Raw genomic sequence first — 22333 nt, 5'->3', positions numbered from 1 at the left:
TAAAGGATGACAATTATGGCAGAAAAATCGCTAATTACACAGGAACCTGTTGAGACCGTTGAGACTGTTGAAACTGTTGAGATGACAGATGAGGGATTGCCACCTGTTTTGCAGGGACGTAACAACTCTACGCAGCAGGTTAGTTTTTTACGGGCGCGTGTTAAATGTACAGACCAAGGGCTGATAACGAAAATTGGTGTTCTACCCCGTGGGGCTTTGATAAAAAGAATTCAAGTTTATACCATGGCGGATTTTGAAGATGTAAAAGTTATATTTGGAAAAGAACCTAATGGCAATGATTATGGAGAAACAAAGCTTTTGCAATCTTACACCGGCAATGTGCCCCTACCTATGGAGGAACGAGATGTTCCGCTAGAGGCTGAAAATACGATTTACATGACACGAGACAAGCAAAGCACCAAAGGTGATGCTGAGGTGATTGTTGAGTTTTACACTAATCGTTAAAGGCAAGGGGGCGTTTATTGCTTGCGTCCCCCTCCTATACAAGATGCCCCAAGACATTTGGAAGAGGGTGATATGACAATAATAGTACAGACAGGTGGTCCGATTGGAGACAAACAGACCATTACTCCTTGGGATAAAAATTTTATCCAGATGTTAAACGATATTCAGGATGAAATAGATGATCAAACAGATGAGTATGTTGATCAAGTGCAAAGGGCGATATTTTCGGCTATTCGCTTTTGTGAACGATTGCCTTTTTATTTCAATGAAAGCCGCGAAGTTGTTTTTACCACTCTAAAGGGCAAAAGCCGTTATGGCGCCGAGGCACATCCCTCTATAACAGGGGCTGTTCGCATTGTTGATGCTTACGTTTATGAAGATAATCACAGAAAAGCAAAGCTTTTGCAGGTAGATCCTCTTGTTATTGAGAATCTTGAGGATGATTGTAGCCATGGCATGCCTACACGCTATGCTTATTTTGAACAAAAGCTTGTCTTGTATCCAACACCAGAGCGCGTTTATTCTATCAGGCTTATTCTTGACCCTGTAAGAATAAAAGATATTGAGAGTGCACAAGAAGCGTCCATATGGTTTTTAGAAGCCTATGAACTGATCAAAACGCGTGCAAAATATGAAATTTATACCAATATTATTAAAGAACCACAGATGGCAGCGGCAGCTTTTGCCATGTTTCAAGAGCAGCTCGATGCGCTTCAAATTGAAACATCACGGCGCAAGAATTTGTTAAAAATTCAACACACGGATTTCTGATGACCTTTATTCCTATTGCTGAGTATAGACCAGATGTTGCATTTATTAATAGTGGTTATTCTAGTGAGATTGTGAACGTTTTACCTGCACCAAATTCGTATATTCCGTTTCCCATTGTGGCGCCGGTCTCAGATTTTTTTCCGGATGTGATTTTGGGGGTCTATGCTGTGCGCTCATTGGGTGGTGTGCGCATCATTGTGGGTGCACCAACAAAACTTTATGAATATGACAACAGCACGCGCGGCTGGAAAGACATTAGCAAACCTCACACACAATATCACGCCAATGAGACTGCACTTTGGTCTTTTGCCTCCTTTGGTGATCATATCATTGCTGTTAATAGCAATGACCCACCACAAATGCTTTCGTTAAAAACGGATGAAAGGTTTTGTGATTTGAGCGGTAATCCCCCGCGTGCTGGACTTGTGCGTGTGTGGGGTGATTTTGTTTGCCTGATGCAATTAACAGATAAGCCAAACCGTGTTCAGTGGTCCGGTTTGAATGATGCGACACATTGGACAGTTGGGGAGAAAAGTTGCGATTATCAAGATTTTCCCGATGGAGAATATGTTCAAGGGTCTACGGAATCAACAAATCCACTTATTTTTATGCGCTCCGCCATTTATCACGCAACCTTTGTACCAGGCTCTAAAATTATCTTCAGTTTTGCAAAAATAAAAGACAAAATAGGAGCTAAAAGCAGCACAGCAATTGCAAGCCGTGGAGACTGTACTTTTTTTGTCTCTGATGATGGTTTTTATCAAATCAACAGTGCTGGTGAAATGCTCCCTATTGGCTTTGGAAAAGTCGATAAAACTATCTTCACACTTTACAATAACTTTGCCATTGATGAGATGAGGGCATGTATTGATCCGGTCTATTCTCGTGTTTATTTTTCTATTAATGATAACACTGAAGGGATGCATATTTATGTTTATGATTGGCTTTTGCAAATATGGAGTGTCATTAAGGGGCAAAACCTTCTCTTATTTCCCCTTTTTGCAGCCGGTTATACATTAGAAGGCTTAGACGAAGTACAAGAGAGCTTGAAAGATTTACCAGCTTCTCTTGATAGTAAGATGTGGCAAAATGGTGCGCCTGTTTTAGGAGCTTTTACGCCAGACAACACATTTGGTTTTTTTGCGGGTCCTCCGATGGAAGCAGTTATTGCTTCACAAATTGTGGGGGATACGGGCAGGCAAATCAACCTGATGAGTGAGGCTTTTGTTCAAGCGGATACAACAAAAGGTTTTTTAAGTGTTGGGGCGGCTTTTATCATTGATAACAAGAACCAATTAAATTGGGCTAAAGAGCGTTATGCCGGCTATAATATTGGGATGTATAATATCCGCTCACGGGCGCGTTATCACGCCTTGCGTCTGAGAATACCAGAAGGCACGCCATGGACACATATAACAGGCTTTGATGTAACGCTCAAACCCGCGGGCATAAGATGAGTTTTAAGATCTATAATACAGAAAAATGGAGCGCTGAACAAATGGCGCCCTATTTTGACAATGTCATAAAATCGATAGCTTATTTTAATCAAAAATTCCCTGATGATTATAATACAGAAACCATTTTAAACGATATTTTGAAGGGAGAAAAAGTTCTTTGGATTATCGTTGATGCGCATGAAAACTTTATGGCGCATGTCACAACACAGTTACAAGAACTCGTCACTGGAGCATTAAGGGCGGTTGTTGTCACGCTTGGTGGAAAGGGAGGAGCACCCTTAACAAAGCTTATCACTCAGATTGAAGCTTATTACAAGGAAAAAGGGGCAAAAGAGCTTGTCATCATAGGCAGGCGAGGGTGGGAAAAATCTCTTAAATCGCATGGATATTTCGTTAATCTTTTAGAATATAGAAAGCAGCTTTAATATGGGAAAAAGTTCTAAACCAATCCAGAATACCCAAAACACGACGCAAACAAATGAACCCCCTGCATGGGCAAAAGGTATTTTTGAACACGCAGCTCAAGATGCCATGACTTTTTATAACCAAGGCAGCGGAAAAGCCGTTTATGACGGGCAGCGTGTTGCGGGTTTAAGTGATCAAACAAAGAATGCGATTAATGGGCTTAGCAATAATACGCATAACTATGATAACAACACTTTAAATGGATTAGCCACAGGGCAAAATTCAACAAGCCAAAACTTAAAGAACATGGCTTCAGGGCAACAAATAGGCAATAACCCTTACTTTGATGAAGCGCTTCAAAACACATTAAATAAGGCAACAAGCTCTATTAATAGTTCATTGGCAGGTGCTGGGCGTTATGGTTCTGGGGCGCATACTGGGGTTTTGGCTGATGAATTGGGGGGCATAGCAACTCAAGCTCTCTCACAGCAATATAACCAAGACGTCAACAATATGATGCAAGCTAATGGAATGATTGACCAAGCAAACCAAAATCAGTTGGCGGGCGCCAATAACTTCTTTCAAGGTCAAGGTCAGGCAAATCTTAATGCGTTGACGGGAGGGAGTGTACTTGATGCCAATCATCAACGGCAATTAGATGAAGAGCGGCAAAAATGGGAGCAGCAGAACAATCTTGATTGGGACCAGTTAAGTAAGTTGCTTGCAGCTGGTGGGGCTGTTGCTGGAAATTATGGAACGCGAACAGGACAAATGACGACATTGACTCCACAGCCAAAACCTAATCCATGGGAGATTGTTGGAAATGTTGGAACTATCCTTGGTACTTTTGCTGGGCTTAGTGACATCAGAGCAAAAGAAAACATCAGAGAGGCTGGGCAGAGAAATGGCTATACACTCTATGAATACAACTACAAAGGTTATCCAGAGCGCTATCGCGGGGTGATGGCGCAGGATGTTTTGAAGACAAATCCTAAAGCTGTTTTTTTGCATAAGGCGACAGGTTTTTTGCATGTGGATTATAGCAAGCTTGGATTTGAAATGGAAAGGGTGCAGTGATGGAACAAAACAGCTTTAATACTTTATCACTATTTATGAATCCAAAAGTTTTGCGTCCTTTAATACATCAGGGTCTTTTTCAGTTACCTAAATATTTTTTTCAAAAACATTCCACGCCTTCAAACACGCCGTTGGAAGGGCGATACAAGCCAAGTTTTTTAGAACGTGTTGCTTTTAGCACAAACCCTTTTGATGCGAGCAATGGGGATAATACTCCACAAAAATTGAGTCCTACAGAGCTTATTCGCGGTGCTCAAACAGGAGGAGGAGAAGTTGGGAAAAAAACGCCAGCAGAATTGATTATGTCTACGGATGATTTAAAGCGCCAAATGCCTCCATTACCGGATGCTTCAAAGGATACTGTTAAGATACAAGAGGCGCCAGAGCAACAAAAGTATGACTTCTCAGATCAGGGAGGTGTTGCATCAATGATTCCTCAATCTCCACTTGTTGCGAACATTGATCAGTCTAGTGGGGATGAAGCTGGGCGACAGCAAAAAGATGTGATGGATTATATTGCTCAACTTAATGAGAAATCTATAGCGGAAAACTCTTTGAAAAACGATTCTGGAAATGATGAGGAAAAGCTTTTTGATGCACCTATAGGAGAAGAAAAACATTTGAATGCACACTTACCAGAAGAGGAGCATTTAAAAGCAAGTGGTGATCTTGAACAAAAAACAGATTATATCAAGTCACTTGATAACTTTGTTCAGACAGGAGCAAATCCAAGTAGCTTATGGGAGCGTTTTAGAAAATCAGAATTTTCCGAGCATTTAATGGATTTTTTTGCAGGGCTTGCGTTAGGAAAGACACCACAAGAAAGTTTTTCAAATGCATCTATCCTTATGCGGCAGGGCAACAAGGAACGCGCACAACATAAACAAACTTTGCAATTTTTACGCTCTAAAGGGTATAGCGATGAAGATGCGCAAGCACTCACGCAATATCCAGATCTTGCCATGAAAATCATAGGCAACACGTTAAGCCCTCAAGAAGGCTATAGAACATTGACATCAGAAGAAAAGGCAGAGCAGGGATTGCCTGAGGATATGACTTTCCAAGTCTCAACAAGCACAGGGAAAATTATACCTGTCCAAGGAGGACAGCGTTCCACTACTTCTGGATTAGGGGGGAATACCGATGGCATGCTGTCAAAGCCTGAATCAGGTTATATGTATGTTAAGGATGAAAATGCACTTGGTGGCATACGTGCGGTGCCAATTGCAGGCAGTGGTTCAGAACATAAATTAATTCAAGAACAGAAGGAGGAGGAGCGTAAAAACCAACAAATGCAAATGCGAATTCTGGAAACAGCAGACAGGTCAAATCGTATACTCTCAGCATCTAAAGAATTGCTAAAAACTATTGAGGAACACCCGCATGTTGTTGGTTTCACTGGTCCTATAATGTCGATCCTTCCTAATTCTAAGGCAAAAGATTTTGGGCATATGCTCGATTCATTGAAGGCAAGTATCGGGCTTGATGCCTTGAGAAAAGCAAAAGCATTTTCACCAAATGGCGCATCTGGCTTTGGGAATTTGTCTAATATGGAATTGCAAGCATTGCAAAACTCTGTAGCGGCGTTGTATCAAGATCTTTCTGCAGAGCAAATGAAGAAATCTTTAAAAACAGTTATTGACACTTTCAATAAATCCAATGCAGCAACGCGCGCAATTCTTTTTGGTGGTGCAGAAGCAACAAACGAGCTCGTTCGAGCCGCCTATGGGCAAGATGCTTATAAGGGAAATCATGCACAGTCAAATGATCCACTAGAAAAACAGATAGAAGCATTGCCGGAAGGCATGTTGTTCGTTGATAGAGATGGACGCATTAAGGAGAAACAAACCAATGGCTGAAGTAATCCCCCCTCTTATTAATCGTAAAAACACAAGAGTCATTGGGCATATAAGTGACTATACACCAGAACAGCTTCAAGAGCTTTTTTCAAAAAATAAGGAAAGGTTAAGGGGTTCTGTTACAGGAAATAAAGGTGCAACAGAGGAAACAGAAGAAGATGGTCCACATCCAAGTGCTGCGGGTGCTTTTGGATGGGGAGCTCTTCATGGGTTAACACTAGGCTATGATGATGAAGCTGCAGGGTTGGCATCAGCACTTTGGGAGGGAGTGTGGAATGGAACAGATAAGGCAGTCAAAAAATATAATGAAGTAACAAAGCGATGGCGTGATTATCAAAGAGCGGCGAACCGAGATCAGTTTTATGCATCTCTTGCGGGGAATTTAGCGGGCGCTGCAATTCCTTTTCTAATACCAGGTCTTGGCGCTCCTGCTGCTACTCGTGCGGCAATTGGGGCTGATATTGTGCTGGGAGGTAGAGCTGGTGTTGCAGGAGCACAAATAACCAGTAAAGCTTTAGCAGCAGGAGAAAGGGCGGTGCAATCTGCTTTAGCAGAGGGTGCGGAACGGGCAGCGGCAAAAGCTGCAGGTGAAGCAGCAATGAAAGCAGTAGCAAGTAAAGAGGCGGCAAAATTTAGCTTGGGGCGTGCAGCAAAAACTGGAGCCATTTATGGTGGAATAGCAGGCAGTGGTGAGGGAGAAGGGCTTGCAGATACTCTAGTGTCTGCTGGGTTTGGTGCAGGGCTAGGCGTTGCAACACCATTTGTTGCCAGTGGTGTATCAAAAGTGACACCTTTTGTGACAAAATCACTTAAAGCAGCATTGAGAGGACCTATAAGCCCAGCTGAAATGGCAGCAAAAGCAGCGCTAATGCCAGAAAAAGAAGCATTTCAGGTAAGCAATAGAGCGCTTAGGGATGTAAGCCAAACTTTAGGGGATGAAGGTGTTGATAAACTTGAAAGGGCATTAAAACAGCGAGGTCCTGATTCAATGATTATTGATCTTCATGATGGGCTTGCTACAAGAGCTTTTAAGGCAGCAAAAAAAGACCATGATACATATTCGCTCATAAGTAATCGTTTGAATGAAAGGCAAGATGCGAGTGCATTGCGGGTAAAGAATGCGTTGACAGATGTGATGGGTCCAAAAGTAGATACGCTTAATTTAAAGCAAGAGATTATCAAACAAGCACAGAAAAAGGCTGAACCATTTTATGAGAGGGCGAAAGCTTCTCCTATTTCTAATGCTGTCAGTAAAGATTTATCGCGGTTGCAAGAAACTCCTGCCTTCCAAAAAGCCTATAAAAAAGCAATTGCGCAAATGCCAAATGAAGCGGATGCAACAGTTATAGGGAGCAATGGATATCCAAAGCTGAATATGCGAATTTTACATAAGATGAAAGAGGTTTTGGATGATCAAATTAATTCTGCGCGCATCAAAGGAAAACAAGGATATGCGCGAGATTTGACTCTGTTCAAACAACGCATTCTGGACGTTTTGGATACGTCCTCTCCAGATTATGTTAAAGCACGGAAAATTTATTATGACGAGCGTACTATTGGTGATGCCCTCGAGCAGGGAGAGCAAGCGCTGAAGAAGAGCGTTAATCTCGACACAATCAACAGTCAACTTTCGGATTTTGGGTTGATGGAAAAAGAGGCGTTTCAAAAAGGTATACGGTCGCAAGTAGAACATGCGGCAGGCAATGCACAGAATTTTGACCACAATCTTTTGAGTTTGTTTGACACAAAAAATGGTCAAGAAAAATTACAGCGTATTTTTGGTGAAGATAAAGCTAAGCAACTTATGAAAGTGTTGCGACCAGAAGTGGAAAGAACAAAGCTTTTTGCACGATTGCCAAACCATATAGGTGAAGTGGAAGAGAGGGGGGCACAACAGACTATGGGTATAGGAAAGATTGCTTTCATCAAGGCAGTTGTAAAAAATTTCGCAAGAGAATTTGGACGCAAATTCTCAAGCGTCCATAAAGATACTGAGAGAGATATTGCAGCGCTTATAACAGCGCGGGAAAAAGGAGATTTTGGGTTAGCAAGAGAAAAAGCCATTGAATTAATTAAGACGTTTCATGAAGCAGAAAAGAAACGCTTAATAACACGAGAAAATTATACGAAATTCATTAATTTTGTTGGCATTATTTTGAATAGCAGCGTTGATAGAACGGTTATAAACTAATGATCAATTTTCATCCTAAAGTGAAGCGTGCTATCTCACAGGCAGCACAAAAATATGGTTTACCAGAAAGCTTTCTTGAACGTGTTGCTATGATAGAAAGTAATGGTAATCCAAATGCAAAAAATAAGAACAGCAGTGCAGGGGGGCTGTATCAATTTCTCGATTCAACAGCAAAACACTATCAACTGAATGACAAGTTTGATCCCTTTCAAGCAACCGATGCTATGGCACGGTTAACGAAGGATAATACGCGTTATTTAGTCACAGCATTAGGCAGAGAGCCATCAGAGGCAGAGCTTTACCTCGCACACCAACAAGGAGCAGCAGGGGCAGTAAAGCTTATCAAAAATCCACATATTCCAGCAAGCCAGCTTTTAGGTCGACAGGCAGTCACACTCAATGGTGGCAATATGGAAGCTACAGCAGGGGATTTTATGAATCATATTTATGGGCTTTACAATAAAACGGGAGATGCTTTGAAGAGAACGATACAGCAAAACCAAAGCAATGGACAAGCAGCACCAAACGAGGTGGGTCCTTTGCGTGGGTTTGAGAGGCTTCAAAAGACACTTCAAGGTAATCAAGTGGGTCAAGGTGATCAAGGGGGCAACCAATTGATGGCATATGACACGCCATTCCCAAACAGAATGATGGCACCTGAAAGCAGAGACAATTTAACAGGACAGATTATGGAAACCACACCATTGCAAGCACAAGGTATTGATGCAGGTGCTCTTAAAAAGGGCTTTTCCGGTTTGCTTCATTTAATGAGAGAGAATGGAGAACGACAAAAACAGCAGGCACAGATGGTACAGCAACAAATGTTACAGCAACCAGTCATGGCGGGTTTCTCACAATCGACTGGGGGACCGACAGATTTAACACCTCTTATTGATCCTTCTAGGCGGCAATCTGTTGGTTCCTATGGGCGGCAAAAAGAAGAGCAATTGCGCGAAGAGCTATTAAGAAGAACGGGGGCTTATCATGTCTGATATTTATGACTGGTCACTCACAGCTGATCAAAATGCGAATTCCGATAGTATCATTAATTGGGCAGAAGGGCAGCCGCCTAGTTCTGTTAATGATAGTGCGCGGGTCATGATGCAGCGTATACGTGAATATCTTGCCGATAATGGTGGTTCTCTTGACTCAAAGTTTATTGTGAATGGAAAGGAACAAACAACATCAATCACGTTGACGACGGTGTCGCCGATAGCGAAATATAAAAACGATATCATTATCCGCTTTAAGGCGCGTGGTATAAATATTGGTACGACAACAATAAACATGAATAATATAGGAGCAAAGCCACTCTATAAAGCCACCAGCACAGGGATAGTACCATTAACAGGTGGTGAGTTACAAACAAATGGTATTTATGAAATAGTCTATAATGATGGCGTATCAACAAAAGGTCTTGATGGCTGGTATCTTTTAAACCCTACCCCCATTCCACCACCGAAGGTCGAAACCTTTCCTTGTGGTTTTATTGCGACCTTTGCTATGCAAGAAGTCCCAAACGGCTGGCTTTTATGTGATGGCGCTACTTATGAACGCAAGGATTATCCGCAATTATTCAAGGCGATAGGGGATAAATGGGGAAAAAACAGCGATACAACCTTTAAAGTTCCAGACTTTAGAGGAATGTTTTTGCGCGGCTTTGATAATGGGCGCGGTTTAGATCAAAATAGAGACTTCGCAGAGGTGCAAAAAGACAGCATTAAATCTCATACACATGCTTGTACCATTGAAGAGGCAGGTCAACATACGCATAAGCATGATTATTCTATGGTTACAAGAGTTGGTCAAATAGGTGGCAGAAATCCTGCTTTTGGTAATTCATATTATACAAAAGATACACAACCTGCTGGAGTGCACACGCATAAGGTAACTATTTCTTCAACGGGCGAGGCAGAAACACGCCCTGTTAATGTACCGGTTGTTTATGCCATAAAATCGTGAGTTTTTCAAATGATCAATAATCCGTCTGCTATTGATGATATTGCGGACGCGGAGCAAATCCGCGTCCTTTTTTATGCAAGCAATCGAATGGTTCATGCACCCTTAAATAAGGTACTTGATCTTGTCAAAAGCGACATACAGCATGATCTTTTAAGCGCTTTGGCAGAATATAAAGAAGCGACAGATCAACGCATAGAGATCATGCAAAAACTGATTGATGAATTGCAGTCCTCTCTCTCACACAACAAGACAACGAACTGATTAAGGAATGAAACGCGATGCCATTACCCTATCACACACATATATTTAAGCTTGAACCAGCAACAAAAGAAGAAGTCAAAGAAGGTGTTTTAGATAGTAAGGCTCTTGCACCTGTTTCAGTGGGGAGTGCAGCAGCTTATGAGGTAGAATATTTTGCAACCGCTGCTCAAGGAAAAAAGGCTGATGATGCTATTGCAAAGAGAGATATTGGAGCTCTTGCTTACAAAAATAAGGTCACAATTCACGATATTGAAGCAAGTGGTGAAGCGCATGAGAATGCGATTTTATCAGGCGCTGGCTGGGTAAAAATATCGCCTTTAGGGATTGGCGATATGAAGGCTGCTACATATGATCCCGACAATGTGGGGGCAAATGCATTTTCTATGGAAAATATGCACGAGGGTCCTACCAAAAAGATCTTAACCATAGAGGAAAGATCAAAGCTACGATGGTTGAGTTCTACGCAGCCAACGATGGAAAAATGGCGGAGGGGAGATGAAGGTGTTTATTATCCCATATCTCCGGTAGATCTCAAAAATACCATTCGTTATTTTGTAGGCTCAAAGTCTTTTGGTATGTCAAAATCAGTTTATGATCCAGATAAAATAGAAAAAGATGTATTTGATATGGAGAATATGAAGGAAGGGAAAAAGCATCTTATCTTAACTCCTCCAGAACGTGCACAGATTGCAAAAATTGATAAAGTTGAAGATGTTGCACAACAAGGGATTCATGTTGCAAGTGAAGCGAAGAACGTTGCAGATAGTGCATTAAGAACAGCAAATGATGCAAAAGCTTATGCAGTAGATGCAAAAAAAACGGCTGAGACAGCACAAAAAACGGGAGACAGTGCAAAAGCTGAGGCAAATATTGCGCAAACAGCAGCCGATAAAGCGCAAGATACAGCACATAGTGTACAGAAAAAAGTTGATCTCATTCAACCTCTTGCCAAACAAGACTGGATTGATGGCACAAAAACAGTGGATGCACTTATCTCACCAGCCAAACTGATGGCTTCAATCAAAGCAAATAGTAGCAATAGCAGCGGCGGCAGCAACAATGGTGGCGGGGTTAGAAAACCTGTTGAAATTCTGATGACAGAAAGCGGAGATATTCCATTGCCGGATGGTATTACTGCTGACACCGATATCGAAGTATGGGCTTGGGGCGGTGGAGGTGGTGGCGTTAAGGATGGCGGCGGCGGCGGTGGTCAATGTGTGCATGTTAAAATGAAAGGTTCTGATTTAGATAAATTAAAAACAGCTTACATTGGTCGTGGTGGTAAAGGCAATGACAGTAACATTTTGTGCAATGGTGGTAGAACAATGATTAAAGGGCTTGTTACAGCAGAAGGAGGATATTCCGTTTCCATGACTCTCGTTAACTTTGGAGGGAAAGGCGGCGATGGAGGAGGAAACAGGGAGGGCAGCAGTGGTGAAAGCTTTATTTTTTCTGGTGGTAATGGTGGAGGGAGTGGAATAGACGGCAAGAGAGCTGGTACTGGTGGAAGTTCTTTTCTTGGCGGCGGCGGCGGCGGCGGCGGTAAATGTAAGGGTTCTATCATGGGGCAGGGTGGTGAGAGTTACAAAGGTGGTAACGGTGGTAGAGGTGGTAAAGAATGTGGCGGCGGCGGCGGTGGATATTTTGATGGGAAACACGGAAGCGACAAAATTGGCGGCGACGGCGGTGATGGAGCAGTACTCATAAAGGTATATTTATAAGGTGAATTGAACAATGGCACGGAAAATAAGTAAAGACTGTTTATACTGTTTAAAAAAGTGGGAAGGTTTGCGCTTGCAGGCTTATCAAGATGCTTCTGGCATATGGACGATTGGTTATGGTCATACGAAAAAAGCCGGTCAACCAACAGTTGTTGAGGGTATGGTGATTACAGAAAAAAAAGCTGAAAACATGCTTTTAGCAGATTTGCGGCAATATGAGAGGGCGGTAGAAAAAGCAGTTTGTGTGAATTTAAGCGACGAGCAGTTCGGCGCTCTTGTTTCCTTTTGTTATAATGTGGGTATTGCAGCTTTCCAAAACTCTACATTGCTTAAAAGGCTTAATCGGGGGGATTATGAAGCGGTACCAACCGAATTGCAGAAATGGACCAAAGCGGGAGGCAAACGTTTACAAGGTCTCGTACACCGGCGTGTAGCAGAGGCAGGGCTATGGGCGAAAGGGGCTTATGTTTCTTCTAATTATCAAACAGTAGAAACGAAACAACCAACAGGGTTTCTCAAAGCAGAAGCATTGGCACCGATTATTGGTTCTTTCTCAGGTCTTGGTGGGTTTTTAGCGGGCAATGGACCAATCCAATGGGCTTTAGCCGCCATTATGGTTTTAGCGGCATGTACTGGCATTTTCTTTGTTGCTAAACGCTTTCAGGAGCACCGCCTATGATCTTATGGATGAAAAGAAACTTGATGGTAACAGGTGCGGCTTTAGCCGCTTTTTTTATTGCCTTAGCAAAAGCTTTTACTCTTGGGAAAAAAGTAGAGCAACAAAAGCAAACAGAAAAAGCTTTAAAAGCAGCCACAACACGGCTTGAGGTGGAAAGTGAAGTTAATCAAAAAAGTGATGCTGATATGCGTGCTGCTCTCTCTCACTGGTTGCGCGACAAATAAATATGCTTCTTCTTGTGTTGGCTGGTTGCCAATTTATTTAGACAAGAAAGATCTGAACGCCATCAGTTCCAATTTAGCAAGAGAGATCTTAAAGCACAATACTCTAGGTGAACGCTTGTGTGGGTGGAAACATGGTTAGAAAAAAATCCAAAAAACACACAGAGCTTACAGAATCAGAAAAAGAAATGCTTCAAGAAATGATCATCACCTATCAAAGCGTGAAAATGATGTCTCGCTTGATGAAGTGGATAGCATTTTTTCTTTTTTTGCTTATCCTCGATTTTGCACGCCTCATGGACGCGCTAGATAATGTCATTGCACATTTAAAGCAGTGGTTTTCAAAAAATTAAAAAAACCATTATAGTAAAAAATCAGTTAACAAAAACCTGAGAATTTCTGCTAGAATCACGAGAGAGCTTCTTTTTTAATAGGATTTTTTAGATGCCAACACCATTTGGTAAAACCTTACGCAAACTTCGCATTGATCATTCAGAACGCCTTTTAGATATGGCTAAAAAATTAGATATATCTGTAGCATTTTTATCATCTGTAGAAATTGGCAAAAGATCTGTTCCTGTAGGATTAGAGGAAAAGATAATTGAACTCTATACTTTAGATCAAGAGGTAGCAGAAATTTTGAGAAGAGAATCGGATGCTTGTCGCAAAAGTTTCACTATAAAGCCTTCTGATACATTCAGATGTGAAGCTGTTGGTATGTTCTCTAGACTGATAAACATTATTTCACAAGAAGATTTAGAACTATTAAAAAAATTATTAGAGAAAGCTGGCAAAAAGAATGCGCTTCGTAGAAGCATGTTCGAGAATCCTATTCCCGAACCTTTATTTACGAATCCCGCACCTTGAAAAAACACACATGAAATCAATAAGTTATAGCACCATAAAAGTGCTGTGGCGGAGGGGGTGGGAATGCTACATTTATATGCAATCAATAACTTATATAAAGGTAAGGGAATTTTAATTCCATTGATTTTATTAACTTATTTTTATGTCTATCCCGAACTTTTTTATAGCTTATTCTCAATCATTTTATCCAAATATGTAATCAGATTTTCCAGTATCTTACTTGACTCTTATTTTTATAAATCGTATAGTAATAGTATACGATAAGGGGTGCTAATGGCAATTGTGAGTTTCAGACATAAGGGCTTAAAATTATTTTATACAACAGGTTCCACAAAAGCTATTCGACCAGATCACGTAAAGAAATTACGCGTTATCTTAACGGCTTTAACAAGTGCTACCACGCCCGAAATGTTGAAAGCACCTGCCTTTAAAATGCATCCTCTTAAAGGTGAACTTACAGGATACTATTCTATATGGGTGAATGGAAATTGGCGTGTTACTTTTCGCTTTATAGGAACAGATGTGGAGCTTGTTGATTATCAAGATTACCATTGATGAAAGGAACGAAAATAATGATGCATAACCCCGCACATCCGGGCGAAGTTCTAAAAGTAGCTTTCTTAGACGAAATGGGGATAACAATACAAAAGTTAGCTAATCATCTCCATATGACAAGAGCTTCTCTATCAAGAGTGATTAACGGACATGCCTCTATGAGTACCGAACTTGCAGTGAAATTAGAACTAGCTGGTTTTAGTAAAGCGAAATTTTGGCTGGATATGCAAACAAATTATAATTTATGGCAAACAATGCAACAGACACAACCACCTATTTCTCCTCTGGTTTCTGAAGCACATCAAACGTCGCTTTGATTTCGTTTATAATTTTGACGGGGCTTTAGTTTTTTAGCTTCCGCCCGTTGCTCTAACCTTTTTGAAGTTTTTTAATGGCTTCTATTGCAAGGCGTTTTCTATCGGCTGTTTTGGTATAAAGAGATGCCATTTTATCTTCTGTCCAGCCAAAAAGCGCTTTCATTTGCGAAACTGTCGCACCAGCATTGGCTGCACGTGTTGCTGCTAATTTTCGCAATCCGTGCGCTGATTTTTTAATACCCGCCGCATTACATGCTTCACGAAAGAGGTTGCCAAAACTTTCTTTGACAAGCTTATTTCCACCTTTACCACAAATAAATGTTTCATTNTACGAATCCCGCACCTTGAAAAAACACACATGAAATCAATAAGTTATAGCACCATAAAAGTGCTGTGGCGGAGGGGGTGGGATTCGAACCCACGGTACAGTCTCCTGCACGCCGGTTTTCAAGACCGGTGCCTTAAACCGCTCGGCCACCCCTCCAAACTAGATATGCTTTCTGACAAATTTCTTGTAAAAGGTCAATCATTTTAATACGCATTTTAAAGCGTTCTTTGTAAAACTATTTAAGTTTCAATTAAAATAATTCTTCATAAGTTAATTCTTTGAGTGTGTTATCTAAGAGTTTCATTTTTTTACATGATAGTTTTTCCTGTTTAAAAATTTTTTACAAAGCAATATTTTTTTAAGTTCTAACAATCGTTTTCGTAATAATAAGAAATGTTTAGTTGAAAATGTTTGATAAATTATATTAAATTCCGGTCGTGTATTTTTGAATTATTTTACCTTTCCAGATATTTATTTTATTTAGATCGTTCATATTGGCGAAAAGAAAATGTTATTACTCTGACAGTTTATGAGAGATAAATTTGTAAGAATGACATATATATTCAAGGAAAGTTTTTATTGAGTTTAAATTAAGTACAATTCAATAAGAAAGCTCTTTAAAAGATTTTAATTTTTTAAATAAAAATATTCAGATATTTAGTGCATCTAAAAAGTACCTTGGAGGAAAGGGCTGATTTACACTATTTGAATAAAACATTATGTAAGATTTGCATCGACAGTTTAAAATCTCTTCCAGATATAACTGAAAATTAGGTTCTATAGTGCTTTTTCTTTGGGATAAGCAAAAAGTTAATTTGAATGGAAGAAAAGATTATTGAATGCTTAGATCAATAGATAGTTTGTTAAGGTATTGCATAGTTTTTCAAGAATAGAACTTAAAAACGCTAAATTATGCAGAGGCAAAAAGCATAAACTTTAACAGACAAGGTTAAAGCCGATTCATTCACAAGTATATGTAAAATAAAAAATTTATTTACAAAAAAATGGTGCCCCCAGAGAGCGAATCAGGCTTTAGCAACAAGATTCAAAGTATATAAAGATNTTGCTGCTAATTTTCGCAATCCGTGCGCTGATTTTTTAATACCCGCCGCATTACATGCTTCACGAAAGAGGTTGCCAAAACTTTCTTTGACAAGCTTATTTCCACCTTTACCACAAATAAATGTTTCATTACCTATGGGACCAATTTTAAGGGTTTCCTCTAGTTCTGGTAAAATAGGAAGAAAAACATCTGTTTTAAATTGGCTCTTTTCTGTTTTGAGATAAATGATATTATCTTTTACGTCTTTCCAGCCGATACGAACGGCATCACCACGACGCAAGCCTGTATAAAGAAGAACATCAATCCAGACGCGTTCATGTGTACCATATGACCAACGGTGATAATATTTGTCTATGTCCTCTTCTAGCCATGGCAGTNTAAAATGGTGCCCCCAGAGAGACTCGAACTCCCGACCCCCTGATTACAAATCAGGTGCTCTACCAACTGAGCTATAAGGGCGTAACCATGTAGGAGTTAGCACAAACTAACAAAAAGGAAAACAGAAAATTATTAAATTTTATGTATATTAAAAGAAAACTATGTAAAAAATAACCAATTTATTTCCTTTTTCCACTTTTTACAGCAAGGTTGGAACTATCCTTATGTTGATATCTTATAGAATCTTTTATAAGAATGCACCGTTTTGCTATCGAATTACGAATCTGAAGACTTTGATTGATGAGCAAGGTAATTTTCTAGCCAGTGAATATTATAATTACCATCAGCAACATCTTGATTATTAATAAGATCGCGAAAAAGAGGTAGTGTAGTTTTTATCCCATCGACGACAAATTCATCTAAAGCACGCCGTAAACGCATCATACACTCTAAACGGGTACGTCCATGAACAATCAGCTTTCCAATCATGCTATCATAGTAAGGAGGAATGCGATAACCTGAATAAGCGCCTGAATCAACACGAATCCCTAAACCTCCAGGTGTATGAAAATGTGTAATGGTTCCAGGTGATGGCGTAAAGTTAATAGGATCTTCTGCATTAATACGGCATTCAATGGCATGACCAGAAAAACAGACTTCATCTTGTGTCACTGAAAGTTTACAGCCTGATGCAATATGGATTTGTTCGTGGACTAAATCTATACCTGTAATTGCTTCAGTTACAGGATGCTCGACTTGTAAACGTGTATTCATTTCAATAAAATAAAATTCGCCATTTTCATAAAGAAATTCAATAGTACCAGCTCCACGATATCCAAGTTGGGCACAAGCATTTGCAACAATATTTCCAATTTTTTTCCGTTCAGTTTCATTAAGTGCAGGTGACGTAGCTTCTTCCCATACTTTTTGATGCCGTCGTTGAAGTGAACAATCGCGTTCTCCTAAATGAATAGCATTTCCCGCACCATCACCTATGACTTGAATTTCAATATGACGGGGTTTTTCTAAATATTTTTCTATGTAAACAGCGTCATCACCAAAAGCAGCTTTCGCTTCTGAACGCGTTGTTTTGAGAGCTATAGAAAATTCTTGTTCAGAATGAACGACTTTCATACCACGTCCGCCACCACCGGCAGAAGCTTTTATAATAACTGGATAACCAATTTCACGAGCAGTGCGTAAAGCATCTGATTCTTCAGTGACTGCTCCATCTGAACCTGGAACTACAGGAATACCAAGTTTTTTGGCGGTTTTCTTTGCTTCGATTTTATCGCCCATGATGCGGATATGAGTAGCTGTTGGACCGATGAATGTAATATCATGGGCTTCTAGAACATCTGCAAATTTTGCATTTTCAGAAAGAAAGCCATAACCTGGATGAACAGCATCCGCTCCTGTAATTTCACAAGCAGCAATAATTTGCTGAATACTCAAATAAGAATCACGAGCGGGAGGAGGGCCAATACAAACACTTTCGTCAGCAAGACGAACATGCATTGCATCTGCATCAGCGGTAGAGTGAACAGCCACGGTTTTTATGCCAAGTTCTTTACATGCACGTAAAACGCGAAGAGCAATTTCTCCTCGATTAGCAATGAGGATTTTTCGAATCATGGTTGCCCCTCGCTTTATTCAACAATAATAAGTGGTTCACCAAATTCAACAGGTTGACCATCTTTGACAAGAACAGTGGTTACCGTACCGGAGCGCGGTGATGAAATTTGATTCATTGTTTTCATGGCTTCAATAATAAGTAATGTCTCCCCTTCAGAAACATTTTGTCCTACTTCTACAAAAGGTTGTGCGCCTGGTGAGGGTGCAAGATAAGCTGTTCCAACCATTGGGGAGGTTATTGTGTTTTTTGATTTATCTTCTTGGATAGATTGTATAGGAGATTCAGCTGTTGGAACTGGAGAAGATGTTACAGAAAAAGTAGGAGTAGAAACAGGGGCATAGATTGCTTGCTCAGAAGAAGTTAAGGTATTTTGGCGTGAGACACAAATACGAAGCTCCCCTTGTTCAACTTCAATGTTCGTTAAATTTGTATCATTCAAAATTTCAGCAAGATCACGAATAATTTTCGTATCAATTGCGGTTTTTGCCGAATCCATTTTTTTTGTTGCCATTTTATTTCTAACTCCTTGATCAATGAAGATCGTCATTATCTCATTTTATGACCGAATATCTCTAGATTAGGGATGACATCTTTTGAGGCTTTAAAGATTTTTATTTCCTTTAAATCATTATACTTTGCAATTTAAAACTTGTATCTGCTTTACGTAAAATTGCACTTATAAGCCTGTTATCAAAAAAGAGAAAGCATAAAATTACCTCATTTACAGTATTCTTCCTAAAACGGATCAGGTATTCACTGTGTATTATCTATCGCTTGTTTTAGAATATCTTGTCTGGCTGCGCCGATGAATATTTTATCACCAATGATGTAAGAAGGTGTTCCCGTAATATGAAGTGCAGAGGCAATTTGAATGTTTTTTTTAAAAGCGTTTTGCAGAGTGGGATCTTTTATTGCATTATGTAGTTTTTTTTCATCTGCTCCTAATGAAACAGCTACTTTAATAGCTTTAGCTTCATTTGCACGACCCTGATACATTAAAAGCGTTTTGTGAAACTGAGGATATTTCTCTGGAAATTGTTTTCGAAATGCGTAGGCAACAGTATGGGCTGCCATAGAATCAGAGCTTAAAATTGGTAAGTCCTTGATAATAACCTTTAAATCTGGATATTCTTTTATCAAGTCTTCTATATTTGAATAGGAAATTTTACAATAACCACAGTTGTAATCAAAAAAATTGACAAGCACTCTTTTACCATTTGGGTTTCCCAAAACAGCGTCATGAGGAGAATGAAAAATCTCTTTTTCTAATGAATGAATGACAGAAGTTTGTTTTTGGTTTTCGTATTCATTCTGTTTTTCCAGCTTATCTTGAAGAATAAGCTGCATTTCAATCATAATTTCTGGATGAGTAAGAAGATACTCTCTGACGATTTGTTGAATATGATGAGAATCAGTATGTGGTATCATTTTTTCTTTAAGCTTAGATAAAAAGCTAGAATCTTCCAAAAGTTGTGATTTAAGCTTTTCTAAGCTTAAATCATTTGCTGTTTTTGAGTGTGATGTTGCGTTTGATAAAGAAGGTAAAAAGATTAAAATACTCGACATAACTATGACTAAAATTTTTGAAAAAAGTGTTATTTTCGAGTTTTGAGAGTGATAATTCATTTGTATACCTTCACATTTTTTAGGGTGTCATTGAGTGAACTATATGAAAAGCGCTATCTATGTGCAATGAAGCATTTAGTTATAGTGTATCTTTAAGAATGAGAAAAAACATCAATTTTTCTCTAAAAAGATTTCATATGATAAACCTTGGCTTGGTAAGGATTATGTTTTGTAAAAGATAAAAAAAATCTCTTTAATTTGTCAAATGTTGTTTTGATGTATAAGGGTATCAAAAGCTTTTTGTGCGTGTTTATTTTAGGAAAAAGTACGTTGATAATACAATGAAGAACATTTGTATTATTTTTTCCTGTTGCTTTATTGAGTACTGAGAAACAAAATTAAATAATGAAAAGTGAAATTATGAAAACCACAACACATTATGATCTGTTTATCATTGGAGGAGGGATAAACGGCTGTGGATTGGCAAGAGATGCAGCAGGACGCGGATTTAAAGTGGGATTGGCTGAAATGAACGATCTTGCATCTGGGACCTCAAGTGCGTCAACAAAGCTTATTCATGGTGGGCTTCGTTATCTTGAACACTATGAGTTCAAACTTGTTCGTGAAGCATTGAAAGAACGCGAGATTATTTTACGTATGGCTCCACATATTGTGCGTCCTTTGCGTTTTCTCCTTCCTTATCATAAAGAATTGCGCCCTGCTTGGATGTTGCGTTTTGGACTTTTTATTTATGATTATTTAGGGAATTGGAATCAGAAATTGTGGCGCAGTAAAACGATTAATTTTTCACAAAAATTTTGCTCTACACTGAAGAAAGAATATCAGAGAGGTTTTGAATATTCTGATGCAAGAGTAGATGATGCGCGTTTAGTTATTGGCAATGCTCGTGATGCAGAAAAGTGGGGAGCTGATATAAAAGTACGAACAGAAGTTCTCTCTTTAAAAAAAGAAGACAATAAATGGCGTATCTTTCTTCAAGACAAGTTAAGTAGCAAAGAATATAGTGTCACAGCTTCTTATGTCGCGAATATGACAGGTCCTTGGATTGATCATGTTTTAGCAAGCATATTAGATTGTAAAGAACATTCACCAGTACGGCTTGTTAGAGGTTCTCATATTTTGGTTCCCAAGCTTTATACTCATGATCGTGCTTATATTTTTCAAAATGGTGATGGGCGTATTATATTTGCTATTCCGTATCAAGAAGAGTTTACCTTACTTGGAACAACAGATTGTAATTATCAAGGAGATCCGGCTGACGTTCATATTACTGATACAGAAATTGATTATATTTGTGCAGCAGCCAGTGAATATTTCATACAACCAGTGTTGCCTGAAACGATTGTCTGGTCTTACTCGGGAGTTCGTCCACTCTATGATGATGGAGCTTCAAAAGCACAAGAAATTACGCGCGATTATGTTTTAAAAGAAATGGGAACAGGAACGACACCAAAGATACTTAATCTTTATGGTGGAAAGATTACAACTTATCGTAAGTTGGCTGAAGATGCGATGAAATTTGTTGAAAAAGAGCTTGGTAAAAAGGGAGCATCATGGACGGCTAAGGCAGTACTTCCAGGGGGTGATTTTCCCTATAACAAATTAGATACAATCGAAAATAGGATTGCTCTTTTAATGCCAGATTTAGATGCTTTTACACATCGCAGGCTTGCACGCTCCTACGGTACGGAAGCATTGGTGATCTTTGCACATGGTAAGGCAAATAAAGGAAAAAATTTTGGACATGGGCTTTATGAAGTAGAAGTAAAATGGTTGATGGAAAAAGAATGGGCTAAAGTATGTGAAGATGTGTTATGGCGTCGTTCAAAACTGGGGCTCCTATTTAATGAACAAGAGGTTGATACTCTTTCTTCCTATATGCAAAGCCAACAAGAGATTGAACAACGTTTATGATCATTTCATTTTACAGATTGTATCTGCAATATTGTAAAATATTTTCCTTCGAGAGATACTGATATTAGTTATAGATATTAAAAAGGCAATGGTTGTCTATACCCTGATTTTAGTTTTTTTTTGCAAGAATCACAAAATGGCAAAATTAGATAGAATATTTAGGATGAAATTTGTCTATCTTATAAAGTGAAATTCAAGAATGTTACCAAGAATAACTCATTGAAAAAAAATGATTTATAATTAGATTCATGTGAAATAAGGATTTTTATTCTTTCTTTAGGAGAAGATAAAGATACTTTCTGTAGCATTTATTTGCACAATAAGTTAAAAAAATCTAAAGAAAATTAAATCTATTATAAAAAATTGTATAATGTGTTAGTTTAGCATTTATTATCTTAAATGCTGTGCTAAATCATGTAAGGATGGAGGCTTGATGAGCGTAAGAAGAACTTGTAAATGAGTTTTTTATATTATGGTGAAAATCTTCTTTTTTCATGTTTATATACCTAAACACTAATCTATGAGAAATGCGATATTGTGTTTTATCATGATTGATTGTAGTAAACCTTGATATCAATTGAAAATAATGAACTGTTATTATACTCATGATAGTATAAGA

At 39.1% G+C, this 22333-nt stretch carries 22 protein-coding genes, 2 tRNA genes and 2 pseudogenes; 19 read left to right on the top strand and 7 right to left on the bottom strand.

Annotated features, from left to right (window positions below):
- Positions 1–15 precede the first annotated feature (15 nt).
- The 18 genes from ACFIMC_RS09105 (at position 16) to ACFIMC_RS09020 (ending at position 14808) form a co-directional block, all read left to right on the top strand.
- The gene (locus ACFIMC_RS09105) at positions 16–465 is read left to right on the top strand and encodes a hypothetical protein (protein ID WP_375633760.1); all 450 of its coding nucleotides are present in this window, start codon (positions 16–18) and stop codon (positions 463–465) included.
- A gap of 72 nt (positions 466–537) precedes the next feature.
- Positions 538–1236, top strand: a complete 699-nt coding sequence (locus ACFIMC_RS09100; protein ID WP_375633759.1) for a hypothetical protein — start codon at positions 538–540, stop codon at positions 1234–1236.
- Positions 1236–2693: a hypothetical protein gene (locus ACFIMC_RS09095; protein WP_375633758.1), complete on the top strand. Its 1458-nt coding sequence runs from the start codon at positions 1236–1238 to the stop codon at positions 2691–2693. The genes ACFIMC_RS09100 and ACFIMC_RS09095 overlap by 1 nt, the downstream gene beginning before the upstream one ends.
- 41 nt (positions 2694–2734) lie before the next feature.
- Entirely contained in the window at positions 2735–3118 is a 384-nt protein-coding gene (locus ACFIMC_RS09090; RefSeq protein WP_375633757.1) for a hypothetical protein, read from the top strand.
- A 1-nt stretch (position 3119) separates the two neighbouring features.
- The gene (locus tag ACFIMC_RS09085) at positions 3120–4175 is read left to right on the top strand and encodes a tail fiber domain-containing protein (RefSeq protein WP_375633756.1); all 1056 of its coding nucleotides are present in this window, start codon (positions 3120–3122) and stop codon (positions 4173–4175) included.
- A complete protein-coding gene (locus tag ACFIMC_RS09080) occupies positions 4175–6034 on the top strand; it encodes a hypothetical protein (protein WP_375633755.1) in 1860 nt (619 codons plus the stop codon). Before ACFIMC_RS09085 ends, ACFIMC_RS09080 begins: the two co-directional genes overlap by 1 nt.
- On the top strand, positions 6027–8225 hold the full coding sequence (locus ACFIMC_RS09075; protein ID WP_375633754.1) for a hypothetical protein: 2199 nt from the start codon (positions 6027–6029) through the stop codon (positions 8223–8225). The genes ACFIMC_RS09080 and ACFIMC_RS09075 overlap by 8 nt, the downstream gene beginning before the upstream one ends.
- The gene (locus ACFIMC_RS09070; RefSeq protein ID WP_375633753.1) at positions 8225–9217 is read left to right on the top strand and encodes a transglycosylase SLT domain-containing protein; all 993 of its coding nucleotides are present in this window, start codon (positions 8225–8227) and stop codon (positions 9215–9217) included. The genes ACFIMC_RS09075 and ACFIMC_RS09070 overlap by 1 nt, the downstream gene beginning before the upstream one ends.
- Positions 9210–10187, top strand: a complete 978-nt coding sequence (locus tag ACFIMC_RS09065; protein ID WP_375633752.1) for a tail fiber protein — start codon at positions 9210–9212, stop codon at positions 10185–10187. The genes ACFIMC_RS09070 and ACFIMC_RS09065 overlap by 8 nt, the downstream gene beginning before the upstream one ends.
- Before the next feature lie 9 nt (positions 10188–10196).
- Complete coding sequence (locus ACFIMC_RS09060) at positions 10197–10448, top strand: hypothetical protein (protein ID WP_375610781.1); 252 nt, start codon at positions 10197–10199, stop codon at positions 10446–10448.
- Between the two features lie 17 nt (positions 10449–10465).
- Positions 10466–12169: an alanine-zipper protein gene (locus tag ACFIMC_RS09055; RefSeq protein ID WP_375633751.1), complete on the top strand. Its 1704-nt coding sequence runs from the start codon at positions 10466–10468 to the stop codon at positions 12167–12169.
- Between the two features lie 13 nt (positions 12170–12182).
- Positions 12183–12848, top strand: a complete 666-nt coding sequence (locus tag ACFIMC_RS09050; protein ID WP_375612619.1) for a lysozyme — start codon at positions 12183–12185, stop codon at positions 12846–12848.
- Positions 12845–13072, top strand: coding sequence for a hypothetical protein (locus ACFIMC_RS09045; protein WP_375612620.1), 228 nt, complete (start codon positions 12845–12847; stop codon positions 13070–13072). The genes ACFIMC_RS09050 and ACFIMC_RS09045 overlap by 4 nt, the downstream gene beginning before the upstream one ends.
- Positions 13005–13211 carry a hypothetical protein gene (locus ACFIMC_RS09040; protein WP_375633750.1) on the top strand — a complete coding sequence of 69 codons (207 nt, stop codon included), beginning with the start codon at positions 13005–13007 and terminating at the stop codon, positions 13209–13211. The genes ACFIMC_RS09045 and ACFIMC_RS09040 overlap by 68 nt, the downstream gene beginning before the upstream one ends.
- Entirely contained in the window at positions 13204–13422 is a 219-nt protein-coding gene (locus ACFIMC_RS09035; protein ID WP_375630254.1) for a hypothetical protein, read from the top strand. The genes ACFIMC_RS09040 and ACFIMC_RS09035 overlap by 8 nt, the downstream gene beginning before the upstream one ends.
- A gap of 91 nt (positions 13423–13513) precedes the next feature.
- Positions 13514–13936 carry a helix-turn-helix domain-containing protein gene (locus ACFIMC_RS09030; protein WP_375634828.1) on the top strand — a complete coding sequence of 141 codons (423 nt, stop codon included), beginning with the start codon at positions 13514–13516 and terminating at the stop codon, positions 13934–13936.
- A gap of 273 nt (positions 13937–14209) precedes the next feature.
- Positions 14210–14491 carry a type II toxin-antitoxin system RelE/ParE family toxin gene (locus ACFIMC_RS09025; protein WP_183194586.1) on the top strand — a complete coding sequence of 94 codons (282 nt, stop codon included), beginning with the start codon at positions 14210–14212 and terminating at the stop codon, positions 14489–14491.
- A 17-nt stretch (positions 14492–14508) separates the two neighbouring features.
- A complete protein-coding gene (locus tag ACFIMC_RS09020; RefSeq protein ID WP_183194585.1) occupies positions 14509–14808 on the top strand; it encodes a HigA family addiction module antitoxin in 300 nt (99 codons plus the stop codon).
- Between the two features lie 52 nt (positions 14809–14860).
- On the opposite strand, the pseudogene ACFIMC_RS09015 reads toward ACFIMC_RS09020, so the two are convergent.
- From ACFIMC_RS09015 to ACFIMC_RS08985, 7 genes and pseudogenes are all read right to left on the bottom strand, one after another.
- A pseudogene (locus ACFIMC_RS09015) lies at positions 14861–15139 on the bottom strand (tyrosine-type recombinase/integrase); the annotation flags it as partial.
- A 63-nt stretch (positions 15140–15202) separates the two neighbouring features.
- Positions 15203–15292, bottom strand: a tRNA-Ser gene (locus tag ACFIMC_RS09010).
- A gap of 908 nt (positions 15293–16200) precedes the next feature.
- A pseudogene (locus ACFIMC_RS09005) lies at positions 16201–16572 on the bottom strand (tyrosine-type recombinase/integrase); the annotation flags it as partial.
- Positions 16573–16582: 10 nt separating this feature from the next.
- Positions 16583–16658, bottom strand: a tRNA-Thr gene (locus tag ACFIMC_RS09000).
- A gap of 195 nt (positions 16659–16853) precedes the next feature.
- The gene (accC, locus tag ACFIMC_RS08995) at positions 16854–18212 is read right to left on the bottom strand and encodes an acetyl-CoA carboxylase biotin carboxylase subunit (RefSeq protein WP_375613402.1); all 1359 of its coding nucleotides are present in this window, start codon (positions 18210–18212) and stop codon (positions 16854–16856) included.
- 14 nt (positions 18213–18226) lie between these two features.
- Positions 18227–18724: an acetyl-CoA carboxylase biotin carboxyl carrier protein gene (accB, locus tag ACFIMC_RS08990; protein WP_375613403.1), complete on the bottom strand. Its 498-nt coding sequence runs from the start codon at positions 18722–18724 to the stop codon at positions 18227–18229.
- Between the two features lie 242 nt (positions 18725–18966).
- Entirely contained in the window at positions 18967–19839 is an 873-nt protein-coding gene (locus tag ACFIMC_RS08985) for a DsbA family protein (RefSeq protein WP_375668375.1), read from the bottom strand.
- A gap of 345 nt (positions 19840–20184) precedes the next feature.
- On the opposite strand from ACFIMC_RS08985, the gene glpD reads away from it, so the two are divergent.
- Entirely contained in the window at positions 20185–21714 is a 1530-nt protein-coding gene (gene glpD / locus ACFIMC_RS08980) for a glycerol-3-phosphate dehydrogenase (RefSeq protein WP_375613405.1), read from the top strand.
- The last annotated feature ends 619 nt before the right edge of the window (positions 21715–22333 follow it).

This window comes from Bartonella sp. AP21QHHD (genome assembly GCF_042196205.1).
In the GTDB taxonomy this organism is placed as follows: domain Bacteria; phylum Pseudomonadota; class Alphaproteobacteria; order Rhizobiales; family Rhizobiaceae; genus Bartonella.
The sequence above is the reverse complement of the archived record's forward strand: the minus strand, read 5'-3'. Positions and strand labels throughout refer to the sequence as shown.

Coding starts and splice junctions, on each gene's coding strand:
- ACFIMC_RS09105 (WP_375633760.1), top strand. CDS start 16: ATGGCAGAAAAATCGCTAATTACACAGGAACCTGTTGAGACCGTTGAG.
- ACFIMC_RS09100 (WP_375633759.1), top strand. CDS start 538: ATGACAATAATAGTACAGACAGGTGGTCCGATTGGAGACAAACAGACC.
- ACFIMC_RS09095 (WP_375633758.1), top strand. CDS start 1,236: ATGACCTTTATTCCTATTGCTGAGTATAGACCAGATGTTGCATTTATT.
- ACFIMC_RS09090 (WP_375633757.1), top strand. CDS start 2,735: ATGGCGCCCTATTTTGACAATGTCATAAAATCGATAGCTTATTTTAAT.
- ACFIMC_RS09085 (WP_375633756.1), top strand. CDS start 3,120: ATGGGAAAAAGTTCTAAACCAATCCAGAATACCCAAAACACGACGCAA.
- ACFIMC_RS09080 (WP_375633755.1), top strand. CDS start 4,175: ATGGAACAAAACAGCTTTAATACTTTATCACTATTTATGAATCCAAAA.
- ACFIMC_RS09075 (WP_375633754.1), top strand. CDS start 6,027: ATGGCTGAAGTAATCCCCCCTCTTATTAATCGTAAAAACACAAGAGTC.
- ACFIMC_RS09070 (WP_375633753.1), top strand. CDS start 8,225: ATGATCAATTTTCATCCTAAAGTGAAGCGTGCTATCTCACAGGCAGCA.
- ACFIMC_RS09065 (WP_375633752.1), top strand. CDS start 9,210: ATGTCTGATATTTATGACTGGTCACTCACAGCTGATCAAAATGCGAAT.
- ACFIMC_RS09060 (WP_375610781.1), top strand. CDS start 10,197: ATGATCAATAATCCGTCTGCTATTGATGATATTGCGGACGCGGAGCAA.
- ACFIMC_RS09055 (WP_375633751.1), top strand. CDS start 10,466: ATGCCATTACCCTATCACACACATATATTTAAGCTTGAACCAGCAACA.
- ACFIMC_RS09050 (WP_375612619.1), top strand. CDS start 12,183: ATGGCACGGAAAATAAGTAAAGACTGTTTATACTGTTTAAAAAAGTGG.
- ACFIMC_RS09045 (WP_375612620.1), top strand. CDS start 12,845: ATGATCTTATGGATGAAAAGAAACTTGATGGTAACAGGTGCGGCTTTA.
- ACFIMC_RS09035 (WP_375630254.1), top strand. CDS start 13,204: ATGGTTAGAAAAAAATCCAAAAAACACACAGAGCTTACAGAATCAGAA.
- ACFIMC_RS09030 (WP_375634828.1), top strand. CDS start 13,514: ATGCCAACACCATTTGGTAAAACCTTACGCAAACTTCGCATTGATCAT.
- ACFIMC_RS09025 (WP_183194586.1), top strand. CDS start 14,210: ATGGCAATTGTGAGTTTCAGACATAAGGGCTTAAAATTATTTTATACA.
- ACFIMC_RS09020 (WP_183194585.1), top strand. CDS start 14,509: ATGATGCATAACCCCGCACATCCGGGCGAAGTTCTAAAAGTAGCTTTC.
- accC (WP_375613402.1), bottom strand. CDS start 18,212: ATGATTCGAAAAATCCTCATTGCTAATCGAGGAGAAATTGCTCTTCGC.
- accB (WP_375613403.1), bottom strand. CDS start 18,724: ATGGCAACAAAAAAAATGGATTCGGCAAAAACCGCAATTGATACGAAA.
- ACFIMC_RS08985 (WP_375668375.1), bottom strand. CDS start 19,839: ATGAATTATCACTCTCAAAACTCGAAAATAACACTTTTTTCAAAAATT.
- glpD (WP_375613405.1), top strand. CDS start 20,185: ATGAAAAGTGAAATTATGAAAACCACAACACATTATGATCTGTTTATC.